At 70.8% G+C, this 20,650-nt stretch carries 20 protein-coding genes and 1 tRNA gene; 10 read left to right on the top strand and 11 right to left on the bottom strand.

The window, feature by feature from the left end:
- Positions 1-403 precede the first annotated feature (403 nt).
- Positions 404-736 carry a hypothetical protein gene (locus tag DEJ01_RS09255; RefSeq protein ID WP_146247578.1) on the top strand — a complete coding sequence of 111 codons (333 nt, stop codon included), beginning with the start codon at positions 404-406 and terminating at the stop codon, positions 734-736.
- Between the two features lie 149 nt (positions 737-885).
- Here DEJ01_RS09255 and DEJ01_RS09250 read toward each other — a convergent pair whose 3' ends face one another.
- The 5 genes from DEJ01_RS09250 to DEJ01_RS09230 form a co-directional block, all read right to left on the bottom strand.
- Complete coding sequence (locus tag DEJ01_RS09250; protein ID WP_111047004.1) at positions 886-2,586, bottom strand: cell wall metabolism sensor histidine kinase WalK; 1,701 nt, start codon at positions 2,584-2,586, stop codon at positions 886-888.
- Between the two features lie 79 nt (positions 2,587-2,665).
- Positions 2,666-3,361: a response regulator transcription factor gene (locus DEJ01_RS09245; RefSeq protein WP_017888045.1), complete on the bottom strand. Its 696-nt coding sequence runs from the start codon at positions 3,359-3,361 to the stop codon at positions 2,666-2,668.
- Positions 3,362-3,412: 51 nt separating this feature from the next.
- Entirely contained in the window at positions 3,413-5,110 is a 1,698-nt protein-coding gene (locus DEJ01_RS09240) for a DNA repair helicase XPB (RefSeq protein WP_027466594.1), read from the bottom strand.
- A gap of 48 nt (positions 5,111-5,158) precedes the next feature.
- The gene (locus tag DEJ01_RS09235) at positions 5,159-6,925 is read right to left on the bottom strand and encodes a helicase-associated domain-containing protein (protein ID WP_111089033.1); all 1,767 of its coding nucleotides are present in this window, start codon (positions 6,923-6,925) and stop codon (positions 5,159-5,161) included.
- A gap of 28 nt (positions 6,926-6,953) precedes the next feature.
- Positions 6,954-7,253, bottom strand: a complete 300-nt coding sequence (locus DEJ01_RS09230; RefSeq protein WP_128780559.1) for a hypothetical protein — start codon at positions 7,251-7,253, stop codon at positions 6,954-6,956.
- Between the two features lie 55 nt (positions 7,254-7,308).
- On the opposite strand from DEJ01_RS09230, the gene DEJ01_RS09225 reads away from it, so the two are divergent.
- Together DEJ01_RS09225 and DEJ01_RS09220 are read left to right on the top strand one after the other, a co-directional pair.
- Complete coding sequence (locus tag DEJ01_RS09225) at positions 7,309-7,686, top strand: cold-shock protein (RefSeq protein WP_017888041.1); 378 nt, start codon at positions 7,309-7,311, stop codon at positions 7,684-7,686.
- A gap of 4 nt (positions 7,687-7,690) precedes the next feature.
- The gene (locus tag DEJ01_RS09220; protein WP_111092793.1) at positions 7,691-8,470 is read left to right on the top strand and encodes a DUF3027 domain-containing protein; all 780 of its coding nucleotides are present in this window, start codon (positions 7,691-7,693) and stop codon (positions 8,468-8,470) included.
- 82 nt (positions 8,471-8,552) lie between these two features.
- Here DEJ01_RS09220 and serC read toward each other — a convergent pair whose 3' ends face one another.
- Entirely contained in the window at positions 8,553-9,668 is a 1,116-nt protein-coding gene (gene serC / locus DEJ01_RS09215) for a phosphoserine transaminase (RefSeq protein WP_071404063.1), read from the bottom strand.
- 184 nt (positions 9,669-9,852) lie between these two features.
- Between serC and DEJ01_RS09210 the strand changes: the two genes are divergently transcribed.
- From DEJ01_RS09210 to DEJ01_RS09195, 4 genes are all read left to right on the top strand, one after another.
- Positions 9,853-10,548, top strand: coding sequence for a metal-dependent transcriptional regulator (locus tag DEJ01_RS09210; protein WP_110863077.1), 696 nt, complete (start codon positions 9,853-9,855; stop codon positions 10,546-10,548).
- 242 nt (positions 10,549-10,790) lie between these two features.
- Positions 10,791-11,762: a C40 family peptidase gene (locus tag DEJ01_RS18520; protein WP_111089036.1), complete on the top strand. Its 972-nt coding sequence runs from the start codon at positions 10,791-10,793 to the stop codon at positions 11,760-11,762.
- Between the two features lie 352 nt (positions 11,763-12,114).
- The gene (locus DEJ01_RS09200; RefSeq protein WP_027466591.1) at positions 12,115-12,609 is read left to right on the top strand and encodes an HNH endonuclease; all 495 of its coding nucleotides are present in this window, start codon (positions 12,115-12,117) and stop codon (positions 12,607-12,609) included.
- Between the two features lie 194 nt (positions 12,610-12,803).
- Positions 12,804-13,949, top strand: coding sequence for a TIGR03364 family FAD-dependent oxidoreductase (locus DEJ01_RS09195; RefSeq protein WP_111092792.1), 1,146 nt, complete (start codon positions 12,804-12,806; stop codon positions 13,947-13,949).
- Positions 13,950-14,037: 88 nt separating this feature from the next.
- On the opposite strand, the gene DEJ01_RS09190 is transcribed toward DEJ01_RS09195, so the two are convergent.
- Positions 14,038-14,727, bottom strand: coding sequence for an HAD family hydrolase (locus DEJ01_RS09190; protein WP_111092791.1), 690 nt, complete (start codon positions 14,725-14,727; stop codon positions 14,038-14,040).
- A 216-nt stretch (positions 14,728-14,943) separates the two neighbouring features.
- On the opposite strand from DEJ01_RS09190, the gene DEJ01_RS09185 reads away from it, so the two are divergent.
- Together DEJ01_RS09185 and DEJ01_RS09180 are read left to right on the top strand one after the other, a co-directional pair.
- Positions 14,944-16,047 carry an epoxide hydrolase family protein gene (locus DEJ01_RS09185; protein WP_111092790.1) on the top strand — a complete coding sequence of 368 codons (1,104 nt, stop codon included), beginning with the start codon at positions 14,944-14,946 and terminating at the stop codon, positions 16,045-16,047.
- 13 nt (positions 16,048-16,060) lie between these two features.
- Positions 16,061-16,132: transfer RNA gene (locus DEJ01_RS09180), tRNA-Arg, on the top strand.
- Between the two features lie 77 nt (positions 16,133-16,209).
- On the opposite strand, the gene DEJ01_RS09175 is transcribed toward DEJ01_RS09180, so the two are convergent.
- Genes DEJ01_RS09175 through DEJ01_RS09165 form a run of 3 tightly spaced genes read right to left on the bottom strand, consistent with a single transcriptional unit; the run spans position 16,210 to position 18,181 of the window.
- Complete coding sequence (locus tag DEJ01_RS09175; protein WP_111092789.1) at positions 16,210-16,662, bottom strand: HTH domain-containing protein; 453 nt, start codon at positions 16,660-16,662, stop codon at positions 16,210-16,212.
- 44 nt (positions 16,663-16,706) lie between these two features.
- Complete coding sequence (locus tag DEJ01_RS09170) at positions 16,707-17,630, bottom strand: hypothetical protein (RefSeq protein ID WP_146247577.1); 924 nt, start codon at positions 17,628-17,630, stop codon at positions 16,707-16,709.
- Entirely contained in the window at positions 17,627-18,181 is a 555-nt protein-coding gene (locus tag DEJ01_RS09165) for an RNA polymerase sigma factor (protein WP_111032360.1), read from the bottom strand. Before DEJ01_RS09165 ends, DEJ01_RS09170 begins: the two co-directional genes overlap by 4 nt.
- 111 nt (positions 18,182-18,292) lie before the next feature.
- Between DEJ01_RS09165 and argG the strand changes: the two genes are divergently transcribed.
- The gene (gene argG / locus DEJ01_RS09160) at positions 18,293-19,735 is read left to right on the top strand and encodes an argininosuccinate synthase (protein ID WP_042540079.1); all 1,443 of its coding nucleotides are present in this window, start codon (positions 18,293-18,295) and stop codon (positions 19,733-19,735) included.
- A 91-nt stretch (positions 19,736-19,826) separates the two neighbouring features.
- On the opposite strand, the gene DEJ01_RS09155 is transcribed toward argG, so the two are convergent.
- On the bottom strand, positions 19,827-20,540 hold the full coding sequence (locus tag DEJ01_RS09155) for an alpha/beta hydrolase (protein ID WP_111092787.1): 714 nt from the start codon (positions 20,538-20,540) through the stop codon (positions 19,827-19,829).
- Positions 20,541-20,650: the final 110 nt, after the last annotated feature.

Below are 20,650 nucleotides of genomic sequence, written 5' to 3'. Positions count from 1 at the left end.
ATGTCGATCGTCGCGGCAGTCGGCCTGGTGCTCCGTCCGGACCAGTACCTGAGCCACACGACGGCCGCCGCGCTGTGGGGAGCACCGCTCCCGCACGGTGCCGAAGTCCCCGTCCACGTCACGACCGACGGAACCGGCCCGGTGATGCGACGTCCACAGGTCAAAGGACACCGTCGCCGGTCCGGAGCTACCAGCTGCGAGCGGCAGGGGATGCGGCTCAGCACTCCAGAGCTTGCGTGGCGGGAGTGCGCCGGTCTGCTCAGCGTGCAGCAACTCGTCGCGGTGGGCGATTTCCTGGTGGGCAAGAGCGGACTCTGCACGATCGACACGCTCGCCAAGAGCATCGTGCCCGGATCTCGGTGGATCTCGGTGGATCGCGGTCGCTCGTGCCGCGATCGCGCGGGTGCGCGTCGGTGCCGAGTCACCGATGGAGACCTGGCTTCGGCTCGCCGTGGTGGACGCGGGCTTCGCCGAGCCGGAACTGCAGGTCGAGGTGACGGATCACCACGGCCGGTTCCTCGGACGCGTGGACATGGCCTGGCCGGAACGTCGGATCGCGTTGGAGTACGACGGCGATCACCACCGCGAGCAGGATGTCTTCCAGTACGACCAGCGGCGTGACAACGGTATGGCGGTCAACGGCTGGCTCGTCCTGCATGCAACGCGGGCTGATGCCGCTCGCCCTGCTGTGCTGTTCGAGCGTCTGCGCCAGGCCTTCGTCTCGCGCTCGTCGTGACGTCGGCGGGTTGTCCCTCCGAAGGGTCCGACGCTTGCTTGCGACGGTCGCACAACACGCCGTGCGTTCGTCACCCAGGTCGCACGTTGCGCCGTGAGAGCGCGGGATGGGCGGCAGTTAGCGCTACCTCGGTCAGCGGCCCGCGCGGGTCAGGCGGCGAAGTCGCGGGGGAGCAGGGGGAGCCAGACGCGGAAGGTGGCGCCGCCGCCCTCGGTGTCGAAGACCTCTACGGAGCCGTGGTGCGCCGCGACGATGCCGGACACGATGGCGAGCCCGAGGCCCGAGCCGCCGGTGTCCCGGGCGCGGGAGGTGTCCGCACGCCAGAAGCGCTGGAAGATCTTCTCGCGCAGCTGCGGCGGGATGCCCTCACCGTGGTCGATCACATCGAGGTGTGCCATGCCGCGCTCGTCGTCCACGCCGATGCCGATCTCGATCGGGTCGTCGTTCGCCGTGAACCGCATGGCGTTGCCCATCAGGTTCGTGACGATCTGGCGGATCTTGTTCTCCTCCGCCAGGACGATCGGCGGGCGCTTCGGCAGCACGACCGTGGGCAGCGGGGTGGTCTCGTCGGTCGGTGCGGCGCCGGCGTCGATGTTCATGGCGCGGGTCCGACGGGCCCGCAGACGCGCGATGGTCTGGCGCGAGAACGCGATCGGCCCGGTGGTGTTCGCCGAGGTGGGCGACACGGGCGGTGCTTCGCCGGAGTCCGGAGAGCCGATGGACGACGACGCCGACGCCGACGGGCGGACGGCCTGGGGCACGCTCTCGCCGGTGAGGGAGTCCTCGACGAGGACCTGGATCTCGCGGTCGGGGTTGGAGGCCATCGTGTCGAGCGCCGAGTCGCGGGCGATGGCGACGAGGTCGACCGGGCCGAGCTCGAGCGGCTTCGACTCGTCGATGCGGGCGAGCTGCAGCAGGTCCTGCACGAGCAGGCCCATCCGCTGCGCTTCCTTCTCGATGCGCTCCATCGCCTGGGCGACGTCCTCTTCCTTGCGCAGGGCACCCATCCGGTACAGCTCGGCGTACCCGCGCAGGGACACCAGTGGCGTGCGGAGCTCGTGCGAGGCGTCCCCGACGAACCGGCGCATCTGGGCGATGGTGCGCTCACGGTCCTCGAACGCGGAGTCGATCCGCTCGAGCATGACGTTGAGGGAGCGGTTGAGTCGGCCGACCTCGGTGTTCGGGGTGTCGGCCTCGAGGCGCTGGTTGAAGTCGCCCGCGGCGAACCGTGCGGCGGTGTCCTCGACGTCGCGCAGCGGGTCGAACGTCGCGGTGACGAGCAGCCGGGTGAGCATGGCGCCGAGCAGGATGACCGAGGCACCGAACCCGAGGAAGATCGCGGTGAACTTGCCGATCGTCTCGTCGGTACCGGCACTGGAGACCGCGATGAGGACGTATCCGGTCTCGGTGGTGCCGTCGGACTGGTTCTGCAGCGACGCCGGGATGATCTGCGCACGCCACTCGTGGTTGTGCTGGCTGTCGTAGAGCGAGATGCGCTGGTTCGCCTGCGAGGCCTCGACCAGGGTGGCCTCACGGACGTCGGGCCGGCTCGACGCCTTCGTCTGGCAGATCCGGTCGCCGTCGGCATCGTACGCGGCGACGTAGGCGCTCTGCGACACCACGACGGACAGCTTGCAGTACTGCTCGCCGTCGCTGATGTTCTGGCCCTCGAGCTGTTCGGTCGTCTGCTTGACCGTGTTGTCGAGCTGCTGCATGAGGTAGGTGGACAGCACGGTCATCGTGCCGAGTCCGGCGACGAGCAATCCGAGCGCGACGAGCAGCACCGTGATCCCGGTGATCTTGGTGCGCAGGGAGATCCCGTCCCACCAGTGGTTCATTCGCGTGTGCATGCTGCCCCAACGATAGACAGCGGCCGCCCGGTGAAACCGGACGACCGCCGTGAAGTCGAGCCCCGCGGGACTCCTGCTCCTACGAAGCCTTGGACGCCTTCAGCATGTAGCCGAAGCCGCGCTTGGTCTGGATGATCGGCTCGGCGGAGTACTGGTCGAGCTTGCGGCGCAGGTACGAGATGTAGCTCTCGACGATGCCGGCGTCGCCGTTGAAGTCGTACTCCCACACGTGGTCGAGGATCTGCGCCTTCGACAGCACGCGGTTCGGGTTGAGCATGAGGTACCGGAGCAGCTTGAACTCGGTGGGCGAGAGCTCGATCTGGGCATCGCCGATCGTGACCTCGTGCGTGTCCTGGTCCATCGTGAGCTCGCCGGCGCGGATGATCGCGTCTTCCTCGTCGTTCATGGTGCGACGGAGGATGGCCTTGATGCGGGCGACGATCTCGTCGAGCGAGAACGGCTTGGTGACGTAGTCGTCGCCGCCGACGGTGAGGCCGGTGATCTTGTCCTCGGTGTCGTCCTTCGCCGTCAGGAACAGGATCGGCGAGGTGTAGCCCGAGGAACGCAGGCGCTTGGTGACACCGAAGCCGTTCATGTCGGGCAGCATCACGTCGAGGATGATGAGGTCCGGCTCTTCTTCCAGCACGGCGGAGATCGCCTGTGCTCCGTTGCCCACCGCACGCACGGCGAAGCCGGCGAAGCGCAACGAGGTCGTCAGGAGGTCGCGGATGTTCGGCTCGTCGTCGACGATCAGGATCTTGGGGCCATCGCTCATGGTCTTATCTTCTGACTGTTCCCTCGGGGTTTCCTGAGAGCGGTTCGTACGTCAGCCCACGGGCGTCTGGACCTGGTCAGCATCGAGGATCGTGTACGAGTACCCCTGCTCCGCCAGGAACCGCTGCCGGTTCTGCGCGAAGTCCTGGTCGACGGTGTCCCGGGCCACGAGCGTGTAGAACGACGCGGGCAGGCCGTCCTTGTTCGGGCGGAGGAGCCGGCCGAGCCGCTGCGCCTCTTCCTGCCGGGATCCGAACGAGCCGGAGACCTGGATGGCGACGGTCGCGTCGGGCAGGTCGATCGAGAAGTTCGCGACCTTCGAGACGACGAGCACGTCGACCTCGCCGGACCGGAACGCGTCGTACAGCCGCTCCCGTTCGTCGACCGGGGTCGCCCCCGTGATCTCCGCGGCGTCGAGCGACGCGGCCAGTTCGTCGAGCTGGTCGATGTACTGCCCGATCACCAGGATCTGCTCACCACGGTGCTTCTCGATGAGTTCCCGCACCACCGGGGTCTTGGCCGGGGACGTCGCGGCGAGCCGGTAGCGCTCGTCGTCGCTCGACGCCGCGTACTCCAGGCGGTCCTGGTGCGGCAGGTCGATGCGGACCTCGTAGCAGGAGGCCGGGGAGATGTACCCCTGCGCCTCGATCTCCTTCCACGGGGCGTCGTACCGCTTCGGCCCGATGAGCGAGAAGACGTCGCCCTCGCGGCCGTCCTCGCGCACGAGCGTCGCGGTGAGGCCAAGGCGTCGGCGGGCCTGCAGGTCGGCGGTCAGCTTGAACACCGGCGCGGGCAGCAGGTGCACCTCGTCGTAGACGATGAGCCCCCAGTCGAGGGCGTCGAGGAGCGACAGGTGCGTGTACTCGCCCTTCCGGCGGGCGGTGAGGATCTGGTAGGTCGCGATCGTGACCGGCCGGATCTCCTTGACGCTGCCCGAGTACTCGCCGATGTCCTCCGGCGTCAGGGTCGTGCGCTTGAGGAGCTCGGTGCGCCACTGCCGCGCCGACACGGTGTTCGTCACGAGGATGAGCGTGGTCGCCTTGACGGTCGCCATCGCGCCCGCGCCGACGAGTGTCTTGCCCGCGCCACAGGGCAGCACGACGACGCCGGAGCCCTGGGCGAAGAACGTGTCGACCGCCTGCTCCTGGTACGGCCGCATGTGCCACTCGGCGGTGTCCAGGTCGATCGGGTGCGGCTGGCCCGGGGTGTAGCCCGCCAGGTCCTCCGCCGGCCAGCCGAGCTTCACGAGCTCCTGCTTGATCTGCCCCCGCGCCCACGGCTGCAGCTCGACCTCGGTCGAGGACCGCATGTCACCGAGCAACGGCTTGATGCGCTTCGACCGGATGACCTCGGCCAGCACTGACGGGTCCTCGGCGGTGAGGAGCAGGAGCGGCAGGCGCTCGAGTTCCTCGGTCGGGGAGTTCGCGATCACGGGCGCGTCGGGCCGTTCCTCGCGACGGATCACGAGCCGGCCGTAGCGCGAGACCGTGTCGCGGATGTCGACCGTGACGCTCTGCGGCACGGGGAACTTCGCGAAGCGTTCCAGGGTGTCGATCATCGCCTCGGCGTCGTGGCCCGCGGCGCGCGCGTTCCAGAGTCCGAGGCGGGTGATCCGGTAGGTGTGCACGTGCTCGGGAGCGCGTTCGAGCTCGGCGAAGGCCGCGAGCTCGTGGCGTGCGTCCTCGGCATCGGGGTGCGCGACCTCGAGGAGCACGGTGCGGTCGCTCTGCACGATCAGCGGTCCGTTCATGACCTGCCAGCCTAGCCGTCGGCACCTGCGTGCGGGTGACCGCGCGGCTCAGGCGTCGCTCTCGACCGACACGACGAGTGACAGCGGCAGGGTGCGCTCGACGTCGACGGCCGTGTCCCGCCCGCGGACGCGTCCGGCCGCGACCGAGGTCGGCACGATCGAGAACGGCCGCTCCGAGCCGTCCGGCATCCGGACGGTCACACGGATCGGCGTGCGTCCGCGCACGGCCAGGTCGATCTGCCGACCCAGCCACTCCTGCTCCGGCTCCGCGTCGCCGCGCTGCGTCGTCAGGCGGAGCCGTTCGACGAGTGCGTGCGCCGACTGCTCCGGCGAGCGTCCGGTGGGGCTGCGCCGGCCGGGAGGCCCGTGGTGCGCCTCGGGGCGGGCTGCGGTCGTCAGGACGGCCGGGTAGCGCTGGTCCTCGAGCGCGGTGTGCACGACGTGCGGCGGGTAGCGAGTGGTCAGCGTCGTCAGGTCGGGCCGCTCCCACGCGAGCTGCCGGAGCTCGGCGTCCACCCCGACGAGGTCGAGCTGGTCGGCGGTGCCGCGGACCTCGGTCCCGACGCCGCCCGGCCCCCGGTCGACGACGATGCTGCCGTCGCGTCCGGCCACCTGGTCGATCAGGTAGGCGAGGGGCTGCGGGATCCCGGTGGCCGACAGCCGTCCGAGCAGGGACAGCAGGTCGTCGCGGGAGTGTCCGGCCCGGAACGCCGCGCGCAGGGTGTCCTCGGAGATGCGGTAGCGCGCCGCGAGTCCCGGTGCCTCGAGCACGGCGACGGTGCGCAGGGCGTCGTCGTCCACCGGCGCGAGCGGCCCCGGTGCGATGACGGTGAGGTCGTGCTGCAGGTAGACCCGCTCGACGGTGCCCGGCAGGTCGTCGGCGGCCTGCTCGGCGTCGCCGTCGAGGAGCGCCCGACCGGTGCTCGTCACGATGCCGTCGACCGCCAGGCCGAGCGACGCCGCGGTGCCGGCGACGTCGAGCAGCAGGGCGTCGAGCCAGCGGGACCCCGCCGGGTACGCCCAGCGCCCGAGCGGCACGAGGTCGCGCAGGTCCCCGTCGGCCAGCTCGAGCACCTGGTGCACGGCGGGCGGGAGCGTGTCCGACCACGCGGCCACCAGCGACACCCAGCGCTCCGGCCAGCTCGCGAGCAACCACGCGTGCCCGGGGTCGGTGACGATCCACCGCCCGGTGTCGGGGTCGGCGAACCCGATGCCGTCGAGCAGCGCCAGGCGACCGGCGACGAGCTCGGCATCGGTGCCGATGCGCTCGGCGAGGGTGCGGGCGAGCGGCATGCCGATCCCGCCCTTGACGAGTTCGCGGACCGCGCCGGCGTCGACCGCCCGCAGCAGCTCGGCGAGCACGGTCATCGTCGCGAACGCCTGCTCCGCACCCGTGGTGCGCGCACGCTCGAGTGCCGCGGCGTCGAGGGCGGGAGCAGCGGGGCGGACCTGCTCCGGGCCTCCAGGCTGCTCGTCGAGCGAGGTGAGGTCGGGGTGGGCGGCCACGCGAGCGGCGACCGCGTCGTCGACCGCGCCGTCCTCGTCGGCGAGGCCGAGCTCGATCGCGGGGCCGAGCGCGTCGACGGCTCCGCCGTCGCGAAGCGCCAGGATCGTGGCGCGCGGCAGGTGCTCGACGGCGGCGTCCACGGCGTCGTCGCTGCGGAGCGCCTCGGCGAGGTCGAAGAAGTCGGTGATGCGCTGCGGGCCGGTCTCGGCGAGTGCAGCGGTGGGGAGTCGCCTCGCCGCGACGAGGCGCTCGAGCGCATCGTCCGGCATCGCCCGGAGTCGGGCGGCGAGGTCGGCGGTGGTCGTCATCGTCCGGTGCCAGCGTCCGGGGCGGACGTCAGCGAGCCGTCCGGTTCGCTCGTGCGCGACGTGTCCAGGTGATGCCGAGGAGCGTGAAGACCAGCACCATGGCGATCGGGAAGCCGTAGAGCGGGATCGCCATGACCACCGGCCACGGCATCGCACCCTGGGCGCTGGGAGCGGTGAGCCACATGATGATCATCGCGACGAAGCAGAGCAGGCCGAGGATGATGATCCCACCGATCATGAACGCGAGAGCGCGTTCGGTACGATTGAACGTCACCGGGGGTTCTGCGGAGTCCTGCGGGTTCCCGGTTGATCGGGTCGGCTTGGCCATCGACCCAGGATATCCGACGCACCACGGCCGTACCACGACCTCGAGGAGTCCACGCATGCCCACCGGCAAGGTCAAGTTCTACGACGACGACAAGGGCTTCGGCTTCATCACCGGAGACGACGGCGACCAGGTGTTCCTGCACGCGTCCTCGCTGCCCGACGGCGTCGTGACCGTCAAGGCCGGCACGCGCCTGGAGTACGGCGTCGTCCAGGGCAAGAAGGGGTCGCAGGCGTTGTCCGTGCGGCTGCTCGAGCCCCAGCCGTCGCTGTCGCGGATGACCCGTCGCTCCGCGGACGACATGGCCGTGATCGTCGAGGACCTGGTGAAGGAACTCGACCGGATCAGCGGAGACCTCCGCCACGGCCGCTACCCGAAGAACGGCGATCGCATCGCCGCCATCCTGCGGCACGTCGCAGACCAGTTGGAGGCGTGACCCCATGACCGAGTCCGAGACAGCAGGGGCCGAGACGGCTCCCGACGCAGCGTCGACTGACGCCGTGTCCACTGACGCCGTGTCCACCGACGCAGCGTCCGTTGACTACACCGACCTGGCGCGCGAGGCGTTGCTCGAGGTCACCCCCGAGTCGACCGTCGGCGCACCCGTCGGCACGGTGGACGAAGGGGACGGCGTCGTGTCCGTCCTGTTCGCCAACCGCCTGCCCGGGTACCCCGGGTGGCGCTGGACCGTCAGCGTTGCGAAGATCGGCGACGACGAACCCACCGTGCTCGAGGTCGAGCTGATGCCCGGGGACGGCTCGCTCGTCGCGCCGGAGTGGGTGCCGTGGTCCGAGCGGCTGGCCGAGTACCGGGCCGCGCAGGAGCACGAGGGCGAGGACGCGGCGGACGAGGACTCGGACGACGAGGACTACGACGACGAGTCGGATGAGGACGACGACGAGGACTCGGACGAGGACGACGACTACGACGACTCGGATGACGACGAGGACGACGACGAGTCGGACGACGACGATGACGACGAGTTCGACGCCGACGAGGACGACCTCGACGAGTCGGACGACGACGACATCGAGGGCGTGGACGTCGATGCGCTCGCCGATGTGAGCGACACCGACACCGACACCGACACCGAGGACGAGGCCCCGCAGCCGCCCCGTCGCCGCCGTGCCCGCCGCGTCCAGCCGTTCGAGCCCGACGCCGATCTCGAGGTCGACCAGCTCGACGCCGGCGAGGCCGACCCGGGCTTCCACCGCGCCTGACCCACCCGGACCGACGAACGGGCCCGGCACCACCGATCCGGTGGTGCCGGGCCCGTCCTCGTTCCGGCGGGTGTCCCCGACGTCAGCGCAGGGCGTCGATCGTGAAGTCGATCGCGCGCACGAGCTTTGCGACGTCGTCCGGGTCGATCGCGGTGAACGTCGCGACGCGCAGCTGGTTGCGGCCGAGCTTCCGGTACGGCTCGGTGTCGACGATGCCGTTCGCACGCAGGGTCGCGGCCACGGCCTTGGCGTCGATCGAGTCGTCGAGGTCGATCGTGGCGACGACCTGGGAGCGAGCGGCGGGGTCGGAGACGAACGGGGTCGCGGAGTCGCTGGCCTCGGCCCAGTCGTAGATCGTCGACGACGAGGTCTTCGTGCGGAGGTCCGCCCACGCCAGGCCGCCGGACTCGTTCATCCACCGCACCTGCTCGTCGAGGAGCAGCAGCGTGGAGATCGCCGGGGTGTTCAGGGTCTGGTTCAGGCGCGAGTTGTCGACGGCGTTCTTGAGCGACAGGAACTCCGGGATGTACCGGTCGGAGGCGGCAATGCGCTCGATCCGCTCGATCGCGGCGGGGGAGAGCAGCGCGAGCCAGAGCCCGCCGTCCGAGGCGAAGTTCTTCTGCGGGGCGAAGTAGTAGACGTCGGTGGCGCTGACGTCGAACAGGGCACCACCGGCGGCGCTGGTCGCGTCGACGACGGTGAGGGCGCCGGCGTCACCGGTCGCGCGGACGACCGGGGCCATGACGCCCGTCGAGGTCTCGTTGTGCGGATAGGCGTAGACGTCCACGCCCTCCACCGGCTCGAGTGCGGCGAGGGAGCCACCCGGCGCCTCGACGACGTGCGGAGCCTCAAGCCACGGGGCCGCTGCGGCCTTGGCGAACTTCGACCCGAACTCGCCGAAGGACAGGTTCTCGGCACGGCGCTCGATGAGGCCGAACGCGGCGGCGTCCCAGAACGCGGTCGAGCCACCGTTGCCGAGGACAACCTCGTAGCCCTCGGGGATCTGGAACAGGTCGGCGAGACCGGAGCGGACGCTGCCGACCAGGTCCTTCACGGGCTTCTGGCGGTGCGAGGTGCCGAGGATCGTGGCACCGCGCGTCACGAGGGACTCGAGCTGGGCGCCGCGGATCTTCGACGGACCGCAGCCGAAGCGACCGTCGGTGGGGAGGAGTTCGGCCGGGATGACGATGTCTGCCATGCACCGATCCTACCGACGACGATCCGCCTGCCCGAGCCCGTGTACCGGCCGGACGGGGAGGGTTCGGCCCACCTGTCCACCGCGTCGGATGACCCTTTCTCACGTGCACCCGGGCGCCGGTCGGTGTTCGTCGGTGCGAACAAGTAGTGTGGTCGGCGCTGGGCCCAGACATGAGAGGCGGACCGTGACCGATCTCGTCGACACCACGGAGATGTACCTTCGCACCATCCTCGACCTCGAGGAAGAGGCGATCGTGCCGCTGCGCGCGCGCATCTCCGAGCGCCTCGGACACTCGGGCCCGACGGTCTCGCAGACCATCGCCCGCATGGAGCGCGACGGCCTGGTCGTCGTCTCCGGCGACCGGCACCTGGAGCTCACCGACGAGGGCCGTTCCCGCGCCACGCACGTGATGCGCAAGCACCGTCTGGCCGAACGCCTGCTGGCCGACGTCATCGGACTCGACTGGGCCTTCGTGCACGACGAGGCCTGCCGTTGGGAGCACGTCATGAGCGAGCAGGTCGAGGTCCGCCTGCTCGAGATGCTCGGCAACCCGACGGAATCCCCCTACGGCAACCCCATTCCCGGGCTCGCCGAGATCGGTGGCCCCGCGGCCGCCGGGTTCCTCGACGGCGTCCAGAACATCGTCGCCGCGACCGAGGGCACCGACGCCGTCACGACCGGGGTCGTCCGACGCCTGGGCGAGCCCGTGCAGTTCGAACCGGAACTCCTGCACCAGCTCCGCACCGCCGGGGTCATGCCCGGGCGCATGGCGAGCGTGCAGCGTGCGGGCGCCTACGTCGCGGTCCGCGTCGAGGGCGAGGACTCGGGCATCGAGCTCCCGATCGAGGTCGCGCAGCACGTCTACATCGAACGCGGCTGACCGTTCCTGGTCGTTCCTGAGAGTCTTTACCGTTTCGTTACCCACGGGGCGTTTGGTCTCGACTCGGTAACGACGCTTCCGTACACTCGTCCGAGTCGCCGCGCTGCCCCTGAGCCGGAGACCCGTGGCAGGACGTCTCGAACCCGTCTCCTGCCTCGATCGGAAACGATGACGAACGGATGGGGTTGCACACCGCCGGACACCCACGGCGGCGTGATGACGAGACGTTGGAGACACACCTCTTGACGCAGACCGGTACCGCCGCGGACGACCAGACGCCCGCGAACCCGACGAACACCGAGAACGCCACCACCGCCCCGCTCACCCGGCGGGCCGTGCGCGAGACCGAGGGCCGCCCGGTCCGCAAGGTCGTGCCGGTGCGCTCCGCACCGCTGCCCGGTGGTCGTCGTGCCGCGCAGGCCGCGGCCGCAGCGAACACCGCGAAGGCCAGCTCCTCGTCGCGCAAGCGCAAGTTCCTCGCGCCGGTCGTCCTCACCGTGGCCGCCGGCATGTTCGGCACGGTCGCGGTCGCCCCGGCCTTCGCCGCGACGACCTCCAGCAACTCGACCGCCGCCGCCGACGCCCAGCGTCAGGTCCGTGCCACGCAGAGCCAGGAGCTGTCGGTCTCCGACGCCGTGGCTCTGGCCGACACGAGCCGTGACGGCTTCGGCGCGACCTCCACCGCGACGCTCGACGCCGAGAAGGCCGCGAAGCAGGCCGCCGCCGACCAGGCCGCCGCAGCGAAGGAAGCCGCCGAGCAGGCCGAGCAGACCCAGACCGCCCGTGCCGCGACCGCGAAGCAGTACTCCTCGTACACCGGGCCCACCGCCGCCGAGTACGCGGCCAGCTCGTCCGCCGCCGACACCCCGTTCTCGCTGCCGGCCGTGGTCGCCACGGGCAAGCAGTACATCGGCACCCCGTACGTCTTCGGTGGCGCGGACCCGTCGGGCTTCGACTGCTCCGGCTTCATCATGTTCGTGTACGCCCAGTACGGCATCAACCTCGCGCACTCCGTGCCGCTGCAGGACCAGGCCGGCACGACGATCCCCGAGTCCGAGGCGCAGCCCGGTGACGTCGTCATCTTCAACAACGAGGCGCACGACGGCTTCTACATGGGGAACGGCATGATCATGGACGCCCCGAAGCCCGGTGGCACCGTGCAGATCCGTCCGATCTGGACCAGCGACTACCACATCGTCCGTTTCGGCATCTAGCGACCACTGCCCCTCCGGCGTGTGAACTTCACCGGAACCGGCCCGCGCACCCTCGTGCCGGACCGGTTTCTGGGTTAACCTGACGCTGCACCGGTCCGCACCGGCGCGAACAGGAGACCCTCATGTCGATGTTCCGCACGACCCGCACCATGGGTCGGCGCGCGCGCGTCGACATATGGTCGAGTACAGCCTGCGTGCACGAGCACGCCCCTGCATGACGAGAGCACTGCCCATCCGGGTGGTGCTCTTCGTGGTTCCAGGGGTGTGAACAGGTCGTCCTCACCCGTTCGCGTCGTCGGTCCGACGCACCCGCAGCGCCTGGAAGCCGTCCAGGCACGTCGGAAGGGAACCCATGCGCACTCTCGTCCTCAACGCCGGTTACGAGCCCCTCGCGGTGATCTCGTTCCGACGAGCCCTCGTGCTGGTCATGAACCAGAAGGCCGCCATCGTCGCCGCCGACGTCGAACACCCGGTCACCGGGTCGACGTCGAGCTACGACCGTCCGTCCGTCATCATCCTCACCCGCTACGTGCGCATCCCGCACTCCAGACTCGTGCCGGTGTCCCGTCGCGGTGTGCTGCGTCGGGACGGCAACCACTGTGCCTACTGCGGTCGGCACGCCACCACCATCGACCACGTGCAGCCGCGGTCGCGCGGTGGGCAGGACTCGTGGGAGAACCTCGTCGCCTGCTGCCTGGCCTGCAACAACACCAAGGGCGACCGCACCCCGCAGGAGATGGGGTGGCGCCTCCGGTTCCCGCCGAAGGTGCCGCACGGGTCCTCGTGGGTCGTGCGCGGCATCGAGCGTCCGCAGGCGGAGTGGGACGAGTACCTCGTGGCCGCGTAGCGGCCGTCAGTCCGACGGTCGCACCGCGACTCCCGGCACCGCCGCGGGCGTCCTCGCCTGTCCGGGCAGGTGCCCGCCGAGTTCACGCGCCGTCCACGCCGCGTGCACCGGGACGGAACCCCGGCCCACCGCTGACCTGCGACAGTTGCGGCATCCGCACCGGACCGGCACTCCGCGCCGCCCGAAAGGTCTTCATGCCCCGCTCCGCACGCACCGCACTCGACACCGAGACGGACCACCAGCCGCTGACCGAACGGTACGACGTCGTCGTGGTCGGCGCGGGCATCGTCGGGCTCGGCATGGCCTACGAGGCGCTCCTGCAGGGCGCCCGGGTCGCGGTGGTCGATCGTGCAGGCGCGGTCGTGGGGGCGAGCGTCCGGAACTTCGGTCACGCCTGCGTCACCCCGCAGACCGGCGAGGCGGCCGGGTACGCCCAGGAAGCACGCCGCCGCTGGCTCGCACTCGCGCAGCTCGCCGGGTTCACGGCCCGCGAACGCGGTGCCCACGTCGTCGCCCGTCGTCCCGAGGAGCTGGCGGTGCTCGAGGAGTACCGCGACTCCGGCGCGGACCTGCGGCTGGCCGACGCGGCCGAGATCGCAGCGGCGGTGCCGGTCGCCCCCGGCTCGGCCCTCGGCGGCGCGCACCTCGCGCACGACCTGCAGGTCGACCCCCGGGAGGCGGCACCCGCGATCGCGCGCTGGCTCGCCGAGCAGGGGGTCACCTTCCACTGGCGCTCCCCCGCGCTCGAGGTCACCACCGGTGCCGTCCGCACCGGTCGCGGCATCGTGGAGGGGACCCGGATCGTCGTCTGCACGAACCATGACCTCGACCAGCTCTTCCCGGAGTTGGCCGAGTCGATCGGCCTGGTCCGCTGCCGGCTCCACATGCTGCGTGCGAGGATCCCCCTCGCCTTCCCGCTCGCCACACCGCTGCTGACGGGGTGGTCGCTGCTGCGCTACTCGGGGTTCGCCGCGATGCCCGGAGCGGGAGCCCTGCGGGACGGGCTCGCCGCCGACCTGCCCGAGGGGATCCGCTGGGACCTCAACCAGATGTACACGTCGCCGCCGGACGGCAGCGTCATCGTCGGCGACACCCACGAGCGCGGGGTCGATGCGCCGCCGTTCCAGGACGAGGACGGCTTCCGGCTGCTCGTCACCGAGACCGAGCGGCTGTTCGGTGCGCCGGTCTCCGTGGTCGACCGATGGCAGGGCGTGTACGCCTCGGCCCCGGGGCGGGAGTTCCTCATCGACCAGCCGGTCCCGGGCGTCGACGTCGTGACGGTCACCACGGGCATCGGCATGACGACCGGCCTCGGCATCGCGCCGGCGGTCCTCGGCTGAGGGAGACCGTCAGTCGCGGAGCCCCGGCCACGCGGCGAACGGTGCGACCCCGGCGGCTTCCGGCACCGGTGAGGTCGTCACGTGGTCGTCACACCTTGGCGGCTGCGTCGACCCCGGCGAGCACCGACGGCAGCTCGGCGACCGAGTCGAGGACGTGGGTGTGCTGGACGGTCGCGAAGTCGGCGTCCTGATGCGTGCCGGTCCGCACGCCCGCCACGACGGAGGCGCCGGCGCGGTGTCCCGTGAGCAGGTCGGCGACGGTGTCCCCGACGACTGCCACGTCACGGACGTCGTCCGTGCCGGTCCGGAGCACGGCGGTGAGCACCATGTCCGGGTACGGGCGCCCGCGCCCGGCGTCGGCGGGCGAGAGCGCGAGGTCGACCAGCGGCCGCCAGCCGAGCAGGTCGAGCACCGCGTCGCGCGTCGCCGGCGAGAAACCGGTGGTCAGCGCGATCCGTCGCCCCGCTGCGCGGAGGGCGACGAGCGTCTCGACGGCGCCGTCCACCGGCCGCACGCCGCGGTCGAGGGTTCGTGCGTAGGCGCGCTCGAAGGCGGTGTTCGCGGCCTCGGCGCGGACACAGTCACCGTCGAACAGTGCCGTGAAGACGGCGATCTTCGACTGGCCCATGGTGTCGACCGCGTACTGCACGGCGCGGTCGTGCTCCGTGCTCCCGCGCTCGAGGCCGACGTCGGTGAGCGCGGTGCGGAAGGCGTCGAGGACGACGCCACCGTCGTCGACGGTGGTTCCTGCCATGTCGAGGCAGACGAGCGAGATCATGGGACTCCTGGGTACGTGCCGTCACGCCGGGACCGGCGCGGTCCGACCAGCGTCGACGCACCCCGTTGCGGGCAGAGGATGCGCGGGTGTCCGCCAGGTGAACGCCGCCGGGAGGCTCGTCACGGCCTGTGCGGACATGCAGTCGGTCCGCCAGGGGGAGCGGCTCCAGTCCGCGCTCGCCGATCTGCGTCGGTGGCGCTGAGTAGCGTCGGCCGCATGGGCGAGACACCGCACATCGACGACGCGACCATCGACGACCTGCGCGCGCGGCTGCGCGCCACGCGCTGGCCGGACGCACCCGCCGGGGTCGGCTGGTCGCTCGGCGTGGACCTCGACGTCCTGCGCCCGCTCGTCGAGTACTGGGCCGACGGGTTCGACTTCGACGCGCACCGCGCCGAGCTCGCCGCGCTGCCCTCGCGCCGCGTCGTCGTCGACGGCATCGGCATCCACGTCCTGCACGCCCGTGCTCCGCAGCCCGACGCCCTGCCGGTCCTGCTCGCGCACGGCTGGCCGGACTCCGGCTGGCGGTACCGCAAGGTGCTGCCGATGCTCGTCGCCGCCGGGTACGACGTCGTCGTGCCGGACATGCCCGGGTACGGTTTCTCGGATGCGCCGCCCCAGGTGCTCGACGCCCGGCAGGTGGCCGGCATGTGGGCGACGCTGATGACGGACCTCGGGTACGAGCGGTTCGCGGTGTCCGGCGGCGACATCGGCACACACGTCGCCCGCTACCTGGCGCTCGACCACCCCGACCGGGTCGTCGCCGTGCACCGCATCGACGGCGGGCTCGCCTGGCCGGGGCTCGATGCGTCGACGCTGTCCGCCGCCGAGCAGGAGTTCGTCGCCGCGACCGATCGGTGGCGCACCGCCGAGGGCGCCTACGCGATGCTGCACCGGACGAAGCCGCAGACCGCGGCCGTCGGGCTGAACGACTCACCCGCGGGTCTCGCGGCCTGGATCGTCGAGAAGCTCCGGGCGTGGAGCGACTGTGACGGGGACCTGTGGTCGGTCTACACGCACGACGAGGTCCTGGCGCTGCTGACCGAGTACTGGGCCACCGCCACGATCGGGTCGGCAATGCGGATGTACCACGCCAACGCGGCGATCCCGGCGGAGCAGCTGGAACGACGGGTCGAGGTGCCGTCCGGGTTCTCGATCTTCCCCGGCGACATCGTGCGGGCGCCGCGGGAGTGGCTCGAGCGCACCACGAACCTCGTGTTCCACCACGAACTCGACCGCGGCGGGCACTTCGCGCCGTTCGAGCAGCCCGACCTGTTCGTCGACGAACTGCACGCGTTCCTGCAGGGCTTCCGCCGCTAGAGTGGTCGGGCCAGCCTCTGTAGCTCAATGGAAGAGCAGTTCCGTCCTAAGGAAACGGTTGGGGGTTCGAGTCCCTCCAGGGGCACACCAGCAGGTCGAAGGGGTTCGAGTCCCTGCAGTGCCGTCCAGGGGCACCAGCAGGATTCAGTGTCTCGGTGTCGCTCAGTGCCTCGGTGTCGCGAGGTTGACGGCGTTCACGAGGAACGAGGTCCGGGTCGCGATCGTGTACTTCACCGCAGCGTTCACCCCGGTCGGATCGATCGAGAACGCGTCGAGGTCGGACTCCGCGATCCCGGTGAGCGACGCGATATTCGCGACCGTCAGCCCGGAGACCTGCGTGAGCCCCTCGAGGATGCCCCGGACACGGTCGTCGTCGGGCACGCTCGGAGCTGCGGCCAGCATCGCTGCGAGGACGGCGAGCCGCTGCGATTCGTCGGGAGTCAGCCCGGTCCCGAGGGCGGTCAGACCCTGGTGCTCGATCCCTGGGCCGTCCAGGTACGCGGAGAGCGTGGACTCCGAGATCCCGGTCATCTGGGCGATCGCGTCGAGCGCGACGGAACGGTGCTCGATCAGCGCGCGGATTTCCGCCCGCACGTCGAGGGCTTCGGCAGTCATCTCGTTCCCTTCCTCGGTCGCATGAGTCTCTGCACCATGGTGCATCAGCCAGCGGGCTGGGCCGGCGGGTCCTCCGGCATCGGGTGTTCCGCCTGCCAGAGCGCGTCGACCTGGCCGAACTCCCGCGGGTAGCACTGGGTGTCGAACACCTCGAGGCCCTCGACAGGCGTGGAGTACAGGTACCAGGGGCCCGTGCCCACCGGTCGGCTCGTCCAGGACCCGTTCGCGAACCACGAGAGCGGCACGTCGTCCATCGGGTGTCCCGCCTGGGTCAGACAGGCCTCGAGCCGGTTGAAGGCGGCGCGGTACTCGTCGAGGGTGATCCGGTTGTCCCGGATCTCGGCTCGCTGCTGGGCAGAGGGTTCCGCGATCGGCGCGGACTCGACCCACGAGGCCCAGACGGCGTAGCGAGCGGAGCCGCCGCCCGACACGCTGATGGTCGCCGCCGAGTGTCCGGAACCGGGCGCTGGGGACAGGCTCCAGTGCTCACCGCTCACCCCGCCGGTCGTGCCCGGGGTGCAGCGGGTGGGCCCGTCGATGGTCGTCCCGTCGATGGCCACGGTGAAGGTCCCCGGGTCGAGGCACTTCCACGTGAGCGTCACCCGGTCGGCGTCCGCGGGGCGGGTGCCGAGCGAGAACGAACCATCGCCCTGCGTGGCCGCGAAGGCCGGAGTCCCGAGGATCGTGGCGTGGTTCGCTTCCTCGACCATGTAGCGCGTCGAGGTCGCAAGGGTGCTCTCCAGCGCGGCGTCCGGGTCGTTCGACGGGAGGGCAGCCGCGGTGATCCCGCCCGTGACGGCCGATCCCGCCAGGAACGCCGCCGCGATCGTGAGGACCGTGCCGCGGGTCGGTCGGCGACGTCGACGGAGCGGCGCTCCGGTGGCGCTGGTGGCGCTGGTGGCGTCGACCTTTGCGACGAGTGCGTCGCGCATCGCTGCGAGACGAGGGGAGATCTGGTCGTGGTTCACAGTGTGCCTCCGAGGGGTTCCGCTGTCGCCGAGTACTGCTTGTGGAGCCGCGCCTTCGCACGGTGGAGCCGGGACTTGACGGTGCCGGGCGGGACGCCGAGGACGGTCGCGGCCTCACGCTCGCTCAGCCCCTCGAGCACGCAGAGGGACAGGACCCGCTGGTCTGCGATCGGGAGACCACGGAGCGCGGTCACGGCCTCTGCGTCGGTGAAGGAGTCCGCTGGGTCGGGCGCCGGATCGTCGACCGGGAACCTGCCGAGGAACGAGCGGTGGCGCCGAGACGACCGCGTCAGGTTGTGCGCCGTGTTGGTCGCCGTGACGAGGAGCCACGGCAGCATCGAGTCGTCGACGAAACGGACGTGGTCCCGCTTCCTCCAGGCCTCGAGGAACACCACGGCGACCACGTCGTCGGCGTCGTCCGGCGTCGGGACGAGTGCTCGGACGTGACGACGCAGTCGCGCCGCGTGCCGGTCGAAGAGCCGACCGACCGCACGGCCGTCCCCGGCGACGCCCAGGGCCCAGTCGGACCGGTCCCCCGTGATCTGGTTCATGCCCTGTATTGTCCGGTCGCCCTGGATCGGTTCCGGGTTGTGGCAGGTCAGTTCTCCACAACCGTCGCCCCGGACGGTAGTCGAGCCCGCTGGCCCCGTACGATTGACCCCGTGTCCAAGGTCCTGAGCAGTCTCCCCGTCGGCGAACGAGTCGGCATCGCGTTCTCAGGGGGTCTCGACACCTCCTGCGCCGTTGCCTGGATGCGCGAGAAGGGAGCGATCCCCTGCACGTACACGGCCGACATCGGCCAGTACGACGAGCCGGACATCGACGCCGTCCCGAGCCGCGCCCACGAGTACGGCGCGGAGATCGCCCGACTGGTCGACGCGAAGAGCGCCCTGGTCGAAGAAGGCCTGGTCGCCCTGCAGACCGGTGCGTTCCACATCCGCTCCGGTGGCAAGACGTACTTCAACACGACGCCGCTCGGCCGCGCGGTGACGGGCACGATGCTCGTCCGCGCGATGAAGGAAGACGGCGTCGACATCTGGGGCGACGGCTCCACCTACAAGGGCAACGACATCGAGCGGTTCTACCGCTACGGCCTGATGGCCAACCCGCGCCTGCGCGTCTACAAGCCGTGGCTCGACTCCGAGTTCGTCGAGGAGCTCGGCGGCCGCAAGGAGATGAGCGAGTGGCTCGTCGCCCGCGGTTTCCCGTACCGCGACTCCACCGAGAAGGCGTACTCGACCGACGCGAACATCTGGGGCGCGACGCACGAGGCGAAGAGCCTCGAAGAGCTGTCGAGCGGCCTGGACATCGTCGAGCCGATCATGGGTGTCGCCGCGTGGCGTGACGACGTCGAGGTCGCGACCGAGATCGTCAGCGTCCGGTTCGAGGCCGGTCGCCCCGTCGCGATCAACGGCGTCGAGTACACCGACGCGGTCGCCCTGGTCTACGAGGCGAACGCCATCGGTGGCCGCCACGGCCTGGGTGCGTCCGACCAGATCGAGAACCGCATCATCGAAGCGAAGAGCCGCGGCATCTACGAGGCTCCGGGCATGGCGCTGCTGCACATCGCCTACGAGCGCCTGCTCAACGCGATCCACAACGAGGACACGGTCGCGTCCTACCACAACGAGGGTCGCCGTCTCGGTCGCCTGATGTACGAGGGCCGCTGGCTCGACCCGCAGTCCCTCATGCTCCGCGAGTCGCTGCAGCGCTGGGTCGCCTCCGCCGTCACCGGCGAGGTCACGCTGCGCCTGCGTCGCGGTGACGACTACACGATCCTCGACACCACGGGCCCCGCGCTGTCGTACCACCCGGACAAGCTGTCGATGGAGCGCGTCGGCGACGCCGCCTTCGGACCGGACGACCGCATCGGCCAGCTCACCATGCGCAACCTCGACATCGCGGACTCCCGTTCGCGGCTCGAGCAGTACGCGGCCGCGGGCCTCATCGGTGGCGCGACGGCCGAGCTCGTCGGCGAGCTCGAGGCGGGCGAGGCCGAGGAGATCCTCGGCGGTGCGATCGTCGCCTCCGACGCCGAGGACGCGATGGGTCGTCGCACGGACCTCGCGTCCGAGGGCGCGGCCTTCGACTCCGGCACCGACTGATCGAGCGGACCCGCGCCCTGGGCGCGACCCCCTGATGACGGGAGGCCCGGTGCCAGCTGGCACCGGGCCTCCCGTCCGTCGTCGTGACGTCTCAAGCCGCGCTGCTCGCGAGCAGCAGCTCGAGCTGCTCGACGACCAGGTCGGGCCGGGTGATGAAGGGATGGTGCCCGCTGGGGACGTCGACGCTCCGCGTCGCCCGTGCCGCGTGCGCTCGCTGGAGGCCGACGGTGGTGCTCCGGTCCTCGATGCAGACCAGGTAGGTCGAGTCGACGCCCTGCCAGCCCGCCGCGGTGGTCGGCGTGACGAACGCGGCAGCGGACTGGGCGGTGACGCGGTCCCACGCAGCTCGCTGCACCTCCGGGTCGGCATCCTGCAGGAACCGCGCGCCGAACGACGAGGCGTCGTACCCGACCACTGCCAGGGCTCCGTCCCCGGCATCACCGATCGCCACCGGATCGGGCTCGTCCGACATGATCCCGGCCTGGGCCGATCCGACCTCGGGCAGGTAGGACGACGCGTACACCAGGTGCTCGACGGCATCGTGCTGGCCGGCCTCGGGGATCACCGTGCCGCCGTACGAGTGCCCGACGACGATCGCGCCGTCGCTGCGGTCGAGCGCGGCCCGGAGCGCTGCCGCGTCCTCGACGAGACCACCTTCGGGGTGCCCGGACGGGCCCTCGCCGCAGGACGGCAGTGTCACCGATCGACTGCGGACACCGGTGCGGTCGAACAACAGGTCGGCGGTGGGTTGCCACCACCAGTCGCCGTCGCGGACGAGCGCGCCGTGGACGAAGAGGATCTCCATGGGCCGACGCTACAGCGCACCCGCCTCGCCGCTCCGTCGCGTCGGTCAGCCGCGAAACGCATCCGCCTCGACGCCGCTCGGGCCCGACCGTATCGTTGCGGTACCGGGTC

The organism is Curtobacterium sp. MCLR17_040 (genome assembly GCF_003234735.1).
Classification (GTDB): domain Bacteria; phylum Actinomycetota; class Actinomycetes; order Actinomycetales; family Microbacteriaceae; genus Curtobacterium; species Curtobacterium flaccumfaciens.
Note: the sequence above shows the minus strand (reverse complement) of the source record. Positions and strands in the feature narration are given on the sequence as shown.

Bases quoted from the DNA above. Each gene is read 5' to 3' on its own strand.
- DEJ01_RS09250 (WP_111047004.1), bottom strand. From the start codon at position 2,586: ATGCACACGCGAATGAACCACTGGTGGGACGGGATCTCCCTGCGCACC.
- DEJ01_RS09245 (WP_017888045.1), bottom strand. From the start codon at position 3,361: ATGAGCGATGGCCCCAAGATCCTGATCGTCGACGACGAGCCGAACATC.
- DEJ01_RS09240 (WP_027466594.1), bottom strand. From the start codon at position 5,110: ATGAACGGACCGCTGATCGTGCAGAGCGACCGCACCGTGCTCCTCGAG.
- DEJ01_RS09235 (WP_111089033.1), bottom strand. From the start codon at position 6,925: ATGACGACCACCGCCGACCTCGCCGCCCGACTCCGGGCGATGCCGGAC.
- DEJ01_RS09230 (WP_128780559.1), bottom strand. From the start codon at position 7,253: ATGGCCAAGCCGACCCGATCAACCGGGAACCCGCAGGACTCCGCAGAA.
- DEJ01_RS09225 (WP_017888041.1), top strand. From the start codon at position 7,309: ATGCCCACCGGCAAGGTCAAGTTCTACGACGACGACAAGGGCTTCGGC.
- DEJ01_RS09220 (WP_111092793.1), top strand. From the start codon at position 7,691: ATGACCGAGTCCGAGACAGCAGGGGCCGAGACGGCTCCCGACGCAGCG.
- serC (WP_071404063.1), bottom strand. From the start codon at position 9,668: ATGGCAGACATCGTCATCCCGGCCGAACTCCTCCCCACCGACGGTCGC.
- DEJ01_RS09200 (WP_027466591.1), top strand. From the start codon at position 12,115: ATGCGCACTCTCGTCCTCAACGCCGGTTACGAGCCCCTCGCGGTGATC.
- DEJ01_RS09195 (WP_111092792.1), top strand. From the start codon at position 12,804: ATGCCCCGCTCCGCACGCACCGCACTCGACACCGAGACGGACCACCAG.
- DEJ01_RS09190 (WP_111092791.1), bottom strand. From the start codon at position 14,727: ATGATCTCGCTCGTCTGCCTCGACATGGCAGGAACCACCGTCGACGAC.
- DEJ01_RS09185 (WP_111092790.1), top strand. From the start codon at position 14,944: ATGGGCGAGACACCGCACATCGACGACGCGACCATCGACGACCTGCGC.
- DEJ01_RS09175 (WP_111092789.1), bottom strand. From the start codon at position 16,662: ATGACTGCCGAAGCCCTCGACGTGCGGGCGGAAATCCGCGCGCTGATC.
- DEJ01_RS09165 (WP_111032360.1), bottom strand. From the start codon at position 18,181: ATGAACCAGATCACGGGGGACCGGTCCGACTGGGCCCTGGGCGTCGCC.
- DEJ01_RS09155 (WP_111092787.1), bottom strand. From the start codon at position 20,540: ATGGAGATCCTCTTCGTCCACGGCGCGCTCGTCCGCGACGGCGACTGG.